The following is a 7,630-nucleotide window of genomic DNA, read 5'->3' as shown; positions in this document are numbered from 1 at the left end:
AAAAGCACTTGGCGATATCATCAGTCTCTTCTCCATCAATGAATGCCAGAACTTCTTTAAGGCTGCTGGGTATGAGGCCGAATAAATGCGACACGCTTTAGGCAGCTCATTCCGGTTAAAGTGTTACGGCGCTTTTCTGAATTTGCATTGGTTAAGTCGGATTAACAGAAGGTTGTTTTGCTTCGAAGAAACGTTTGAAACCCAAAAACGGCTTTCCATCAGATGCCACGACAACAAGGCCGGAACGACCGATAGCGCGATTCCTACAACGATAAAGGCAGTCGCGGAGATTGTTTCCAGTTCAGCCGGCACAGGCTGGCGCTCGATTTGCCTTACATGATCAGTTTTAGCGGTCCTCAAACGCGTGTATGGCAACCGTTATATCGGCACTAAGCAGATATCAATTCTAACTGAAAGCCGGTTTTCACGCACGTTGTCACCCTGGCTCGGATCCGCACACTGTTTCAACCTCTTTTCCAACGGTTTTGGCTTCGTTTTTTCTCAGTGCAGCGAAGATAGTGAAGATCGTACATGAGATTGCCGCAACTCCGGGAAGACCGTGCGGAGAAAACTCCATAGCTAAACCGCCAATCAAGGGACCTACAAGAGCGCCGAGACCCCAAGCTATAGACAACAAAGCGTAAACACTGACCAGCTCTCCGCCTCTAAAGCGATCTCCGAGGATCGCAATCATTGTCGTATAAATCCCAACGAATGCGCCACCCCAGGCAAATAGCAGCGGATAAGCGAGCCAGTCATGAGAAAGCGCAAACGGCCAGACAAGCGCCCCTACCGCCGACATTGCACCGAGAACGACAATAAGGAGTTGGCGTTTAACCCTGTCGCCGATCCAGCCAATGGGGAGCTGTAGCGTAATTGAACCCAGGAGCAGGATCGTGAGTAATAGTGTCGCCGATTGCTCTGGCCATCCTAACTGAATTGCATAGAGAGGGAGCAAGGTCAAACCTGCGGCTTCAAGAGCCGCGTTCAGAGCGGCAGCGGCGATTGCCAATGGAACAACTTTCAGAAAGGCAAATAGACTCGTTTTATTTTCCTCCGCCGACTGTACTTCTGCTGGCCGGCCGCTCTGCAGAACGAGAAAGCCAAAGAATGCAAGTGCGGCCCCAATGACGAACGCAAGCGATTGCTCACGCCCCACAAGCGTCAGGATAGCAGGCCCCAATGCTGTGCCGGCCGACAGGGCAGTAACGTAGATAGCTATCGTTTTACCACGATTTGCCTCAGCGGTGATCTGGTTCAACCACGCTTCAGAGACCACGAACATGGTTTCTGAAGCTGCACCCAGCGCAGCACGCAGTGGAAACCAGATCCAAAAGAATGGTGATGCGGGAAAAAGTGCAAACAATCCGCCAGCAGCCAGAAGCGCTCCTTTGGCAAGCCTACCAAAACCAAATCGCTTCAAAAGGGCGGGAAGAAAAGGGGCGATCATAAGAACGCCGACCGCATACATCGCACCATTTACGCCGATCCACGCCTCGGAATACCCCGCATCAGACAACTCAAGTGCTATCAGTGGCGCGCTGAGTCCATATGTCAGGCCAAACATGGCTGCCGTGAGGATCACAACAGCCATTGTTCTCAATGAACCTGTCATGGAGCAACCCTTTCACTCTCGGAACGTTCTTCCTTGCTGACCAGTTCTCTTTTTGATTGAAACGCCTGACGCATGCGCTTTCTCCAGCGTCTCTCGCTATTCTCGACGACCTCATTGAGAAGCCGGCTATAGTCAAGCACGAGACCCGGGGTCCAGGTCATCGCTTCAGCTCTGCCTCGGACAATGCGCATGAACCAAAAATGTGGATCGCTGATAATACGAAATACGTCGCGCCAGGGTCTTCCCGTATCACCGGCGCCTTCTATTGCCGCGTCAAGCGCTTGGATGACAGTCGTTGAGCAATTACGTGCGGTCAGATTGTAGGTTTTATCGCTGGCATAAGCCTCCCAAAATGTTCGCAACGACTGCGGGTTAAACCGGCTAAAACTGATCTTCTGATCCGGCATACACCAAGCAGCAGCTTCCTCTTTTAAAGATGCATTGAAACGGCCAGGCACATCGTTTTCCGGCCTCGCTGAAAGAAGCGCACGGAAATCGTCGGGATTATGATCGATATCATCCGCCGGATAATGGCTCACATAAAGATCAGGCGGCATTTCAAGCGCTGCATGTCCCGTAGAGATAACACCTTTCTTGTCGACAGCCGCGACATATCGGTCGATAAGGAGCCTACGTTCTGGATCTGAGATCGAACCCACTGCAGTCCAAACATAGACGTTGAGGATCATGTCCTTTTCGACAATGAGCCCCTCCCCGACAATGGGATGGAGTTTACCACCCTGCCAATTCCGCGCCGCATAGAGAGGAAGCGACGTTATTGAGGCGCCATCGGGTAGACGTCGCAAGGGGAGCGCCATACGCACGAGTGCGTAGCCTGACGTTATTAGTAACAATGCAAAACAAAACGGAACCGTTAGCAAGTGCGGAACCGGCCATGCAAAAAGGATCATAAGCGCCAAGCCAAATTCAACCAGTCCCGCCACTATTCCAAAGCGCCAGCGCGGGCTACGTAAAACATAAGCCGATCCAATCCGGAACAGTCCATCGGCAAGAAACGCGGTTCCAAAAACGATCGCGGCACCAATATTGTTGTCCCATGGCACATTGAAAACGAGAAAAGCGGCAAATAGAAACGCCACGCCCCGCAATGCATCGATCCAGTGACGGCGCAAACCGAGCGCAGCTGCGGCTATGATTTCTACAAATCCTTCGACTATGAGGAAAATAGCCAGCGTGTCCAGAAAGACGGAGAGCTTTCCATCGCTAAGATCGAACAGGATCAGGATGCCCAGGAGCATCCATAACATCCCGGCGGCCATGAGAAGTCGCCACATGGGTTTTAAGGCGCGCGCACCAAGAAGGAGAAAAAGGAGTCTGACCATTATTTAGGAGCACTTGTACGAGATTAATCTATCGACTGCTTGGTTTTATTTTATTGCTGTCTAAGTATGTCGAATAAGTAAAGCATTAAAAACTAATTATAGTAGCTAATCACGTTTTCCACACCAATAAGGTCCGGCTTTCTGCCTTGCGACTGATTACCATGCAACATTTTCACAATTGAAATTCACGTGGTACCCACACTGAAGAGCATCGATTCCGGTAGATGTCCAAACTGCCGACCCTGCTATCGTGATGCACTGATTGCCAGTCAAGAATCGTCATCACCGCTTTGTTCCCGCGATTGGTCACGATGAAACATCCCCATCGCCTGGATAACTCAGGCATAGGGATGTTTTCTAAGTGTATCAGATAGCTTTCTGCAACTCCGGCAGCACGGTGAAGAGATCACCGACGAGGCCGTAATCGGCAACCTGGAAGATCGGCGCTTCTTCATCCTTGTTGATGGCGACGATGACGCGGCTGTCCTTCATGCCAGCCAGATGCTGGATCGCGCCGGAAATACCGACAGCGATGTAAAGCTCCGGTGCAACCACCTTGCCGGTCTGGCCGACCTGCCAGTCGTTCGGCGCATAGCCCGCATCGACTGCCGCGCGGCTGGCGCCAACGGCAGCACCGAGCTTGTCGGCAACCGGAAGGATCACTTCCTGGAACTTTTCAGCCGAACCAAGTGCACGACCGCCTGAGATGATGATCTTGGCCGAGGTCAGTTCCGGACGATCCGAAGCCGACAGCGCATTGCCAACAAAGCTCGACAGCGCCGGATCGGCAGGCACGGTTGCGTTCTCGACGGCAGCCGAACCACCCTCGCCCGTTGCGGAGAAGGAGGCCGTACGCACTGTGATCACCTTCTTGGCGTCGGTGGACTGCACTGTCTGGATCGCATTGCCCGCATAGATCGGACGCTTGAACGTATCCGCTGACACCACTTCCATGATTTCGGACAACTGCATCACATCGAGAAGTGCTGCAACGCGCGGCAGGATGTTCTTGGCCGAGGTCGTCGCCGGTGCGATGACCGTGTCGTAATTGGCGGCGAGTTCCACGATGAGTGCTGCCGTTGGCTCGGCCAGACGGTTTTCCAGCGCATCGCTTTCAGCCAGCAGAACCTTGCGCACGCCTTTGAGCTTGGCGGCTGCATCGGCGGCAGGTTGCGCACCCTTGCCTGCAACCAGAATATCGACATCGCCGCCGATCTGGGTTGCTGCCGTCAGCGCCTTTGCCGTCTGGTCCGAAAGGGTTGCATTGTCGTGTTCGGCGATAAGAAGAATAGCCATTTATCTCGTCCCTTCCGATTTATTACAGCACGCCATCGGCTTTGAGTTTTTCAACCAGTTCAGAGACCGAACCGACCTTGACGCCAGCCTTGCGACCGCCCGGTTCTTCGGTCTTCAGCACCTTGAGGCGCGGCGCAATATCGGCGCCGAAATCGGCAGGCGACTTCTCGTCCAGCGGCTTCTTCTTCGCCTTCATGATATTGGGCAGCGATGCATAACGCGGCTGGTTCAAACGAAGATCGACCGTGACAATCGCCGGAAGCTTCACATCGATGGTCTGCAGACCGCCATCGACTTCGCGCGTGACCTTGGCCGAACCGTCAGCCAGTTCCACCTTGGAGGCAAAGGTTGCCTGGCTCCAGTTGAGGAGCGCCGAGAGCATCTGACCGGTCTGGTTGGCATCGTCGTCGATCGCCTGCTTGCCGAGGAAGACGAGATCCGGCTGTTCAGCCTCGACCACGCCCTTCAACACCTTGGCAACGCCGAGTGGCTCGACCGTCTCGTCGGTCTTGACCAGAATGGCGCGGTCCGCACCCATGGCAAGTGCGGTACGCAGCGTTTCCTGTGCCTGTGACGGGCCAACCGAAACAGCCACGATCTCCGTTACCTTGCCAGCTTCCTTCAGACGGATCGCCTCTTCAACCGCAATCTCGTCAAAAGGGTTCATCGACATCTTGACGTTGGCAAGCTCAACGCCCGAGCCGTCTCCCTTCACACGGATCTTTACGTTGTAATCGACAACCCGTTTTACTGCGACAACTGCCTTCATGGTACTAACCTTTCCTTGAGGCGAACCGGATCGTCGTAACGATATATCGGAGCCGGTTCGCACTAACTATTGGACGGACGATCAAAGGCGCGCGCGTTTGGCTTCCGAATCGTATGGCGATTCCTCGATCACACGGGCCTTGCGCATCTCACCCAGAACCGGGATTTCCAGTTCCGTGCCCGGCACGCCAAGCTCGACCGGCAGCAGCGCCAGCGCGATATCGTGCCCGAACGTGTAGGAATAGCTGCCCGAGGTGACGCGCCCCACCAGCTTGCCATCATGGTAGACACCCTCGCAGGTCAGCGTGCTGGCGCCATCGGTTTCAACCGCAAGCGTGACCGAACGGCGCTTGATGCCGCGTTCCTTTTCCTCAACCAGCGCCTGCCTGCCGATGAAATCGCCCTTGTCGAGACGGATGAACCGTTCGAGGCCGCTTTCCCAGGCGCTCAGCTCGGTGTTCATGTCGCGGTACATGGCGCGATAGGACTTGTCGAGCCGTAGCGATTCCAGCGCATGCAGGCCGATAAGGCGCAGGCAGTGCTCCTTGCCGGATGCGAGCAAGGCTTCCAGCAGATGCCGCTGATAGGCCAGCGGATGATAAAGCTCCCAGCCCAGTTCGCCTTCATAATTGACGCGCAGCAAGCGCACATCGCTGGCAAGGCCGACCGTTCCAGACTTGATGCCGAACCACGGAAACGCCTCGTTCGACAGATCGATTTCGGTAAGCGACTGCAACACGTCACGCGCCTTCGGCCCGACGACGGTGAAGCAACCCCGATCATTGGTCACATTGCGCAGGGTAACGCTACCGTCCTTCGGCCGCAGCTTCGACAGGTCGTCAAAGTTCCAGCGTTCGGCGCGCGGGGTGGAAATCATATAGAAAGTACCGTCATCGAGACGCGATACCACATATTCAGCCTGCACGCCGCCCTTCTTGGTCAGATGATGCGCGAGGTTGACGCGGCCAATTTTCGGCAGGCGGTTGGCGAGAATGCCGTCGAGCCAGGCTTCCGCGCCGGGACCGCTGACCTCGAATTTGGTCATCGGCGTCATTTCGACGAGGCCGACCGCATTGCGGACCGCTTCAACTTCCTCGCCGACATATTTGCCCTTTTCCGTCCAGCGCCAGCTGTACTGATCCTTGGCCTCGACGCCCTTAGGTGCGAACCAGTTCGGCATTTCCCAACCGTTAAGGCAGCCCCAGACAGCGCCCAGTTCCGTCAGGCGGTCATAGGACGGCGCGGTTTTCTGCGGGCGAGCGGCGGGCATGTCCTGCCCCGGATAATGCTGCTCGGCATGGGTGCCCCAGGATTCGCGCACCTTCTCGCGGGTCCAGTTCTTGTTGGCGTAATCGCCAAAACGACGCGGATCGAGTTCGGACGTATCGATGCTGTTGCCGCCCTCCACGATACGCTCCGAAAGATAATAGCCGATTGCACCGCCCCACAGGATGCCGCCCGGAACGCCTTCGGCCAGCCAGACATTGTCCAGCCCCCAGGCCGGACCGACCAGCGGCAATTCATCCGCCGTCATCTGGAACGGCCCGCGCACATTGGCCTTGATGCCGACGCGACCGAGTGCGGGAACCATCTCGATGGCCTGCTCCCAGTTCCACGAAACAGAATCGAAATCCTCTTCCAGAAGATCGGCGCCGAACCATTCCGGCACGCCGTTTTCAGCAAAGAGCTTCAGATGTTCCGTCTTCTCATAAGGGCCGAACATCAGCCCGTCGCCTTCCTCGCGCAGATAGCCCTCAAAGCCCTCGTCGCGCAGGATTGGCATTTCCGGCAGGCCCTGACGCTTGCGCTCGATCACTTCCGGCACCGCATCGGTGATCCAATATTGATGGACGATCGGGATCGCCGGAATGTCGAGACCGAGCATGGCCCCGGTCTGGCGGGCGTAGTTGCCAGTCGCCGAGATGATATGCTCGCAGATGATGTCGCCCTGATTGGACTTCACCTTCCACTCGCCGCTTGGCAGGCGCTCGAAACCGTTGACCTGCGTGTTGAGATGAACCTTCGCGCCTCTGTCGCGCGCGCCCTTGGCAAGCGCCATGGTGACATCGGCAGGCGCGATATGACCGTCATCCGGGTGATAGAGCGCGCCCAGCATGTCATGATTGTTTTCAAGCAGCGGCCACAATTCACGGGCGCGTGCCGGAGAAACCAGCTCGGCGCGCAGGCCCTGCACTTCGGCAACGCTCATATAGCTCTTATATTCGTCCAGCCGGTCGCGCGTGTTGGCAATGCGCAACTGGCCGCATTTGTGCCAGCCGACATGCTGGCCGGTCTCGGCTTCCAGACCTTCATAAATCTCGATGGATTTATTGATCATGCGGCCGATATTGATGCTGCGCGCATAGGACGGGATCAGGCCTGCCGCGTGCCATGTGGAACCGGCGGTGAGCTGCGTGCGTTCCAGAAGAACGACATCCGACCAGCCCCGCTTGGCCAGACCGTAAAGAATGGAGGCACCGACGCAACCTCCCCCGATGACAACCGCGCGCGCATGAGTCTGCATTCCAAGTTCCCTTCCAATATATGATTTGGAGATTGCCGAAGCGTCGCTCCCGGCGACAATACGGACTCCTTTGTGCGTTACATT

Annotated in this window: 5 protein-coding genes; all 5 read right to left on the bottom strand. The window is 56.0% G+C overall.

Annotated features, from left to right (window positions below; translation table 11 throughout):
* Window positions 1-436: 436 nt before the first annotated feature.
* Entirely contained in the window at window positions 437-1,615 is a 1,179-nt protein-coding gene (locus tag D8666_RS21945; protein ID WP_121539439.1) for an MFS transporter, read from the bottom strand.
* Entirely contained in the window at window positions 1,612-2,895 is a 1,284-nt protein-coding gene (locus tag D8666_RS21940; RefSeq protein ID WP_235859046.1) for an HdeD family acid-resistance protein, read from the bottom strand. The genes D8666_RS21945 and D8666_RS21940 overlap by 4 nt, the downstream gene beginning before the upstream one ends.
* Before the next feature lie 429 nt (window positions 2,896-3,324).
* The gene (locus D8666_RS21935) at window positions 3,325-4,254 is read right to left on the bottom strand and encodes an electron transfer flavoprotein subunit alpha/FixB family protein (protein ID WP_121539437.1); all 930 of its coding nucleotides are present in this window, start codon (window positions 4,252-4,254) and stop codon (window positions 3,325-3,327) included.
* A 22-nt stretch (window positions 4,255-4,276) separates the two neighbouring features.
* A complete protein-coding gene (locus D8666_RS21930) occupies window positions 4,277-5,023 on the bottom strand; it encodes an electron transfer flavoprotein subunit beta/FixA family protein (protein ID WP_121539436.1) in 747 nt (248 codons plus the stop codon).
* Between the two features lie 81 nt (window positions 5,024-5,104).
* A complete protein-coding gene (locus D8666_RS21925; RefSeq protein ID WP_121539435.1) occupies window positions 5,105-7,546 on the bottom strand; it encodes a GcvT family protein in 2,442 nt (813 codons plus the stop codon).
* Window positions 7,547-7,630 lie beyond the last annotated feature (84 nt).

The sequence above is a fragment of the Ochrobactrum soli genome (genome assembly GCF_003664555.1).
GTDB classification, from domain to species: Bacteria; Pseudomonadota; Alphaproteobacteria; order Rhizobiales; family Rhizobiaceae; genus Brucella; species Brucella teleogrylli.
This window is presented reverse-complemented; position numbering and strand designations above follow the sequence as displayed.

Coding starts and splice junctions, on each gene's coding strand:
- D8666_RS21945 (WP_121539439.1), bottom strand. CDS start 1,615: ATGACAGGTTCATTGAGAACAATGGCTGTTGTGATCCTCACGGCAGCC.
- D8666_RS21940 (WP_235859046.1), bottom strand. CDS start 2,895: ATGGCCGCCGGGATGTTATGGATGCTCCTGGGCATCCTGATCCTGTTC.
- D8666_RS21935 (WP_121539437.1), bottom strand. CDS start 4,254: ATGGCTATTCTTCTTATCGCCGAACACGACAATGCAACCCTTTCGGAC.
- D8666_RS21930 (WP_121539436.1), bottom strand. CDS start 5,023: ATGAAGGCAGTTGTCGCAGTAAAACGGGTTGTCGATTACAACGTAAAG.
- D8666_RS21925 (WP_121539435.1), bottom strand. CDS start 7,546: ATGCAGACTCATGCGCGCGCGGTTGTCATCGGGGGAGGTTGCGTCGGT.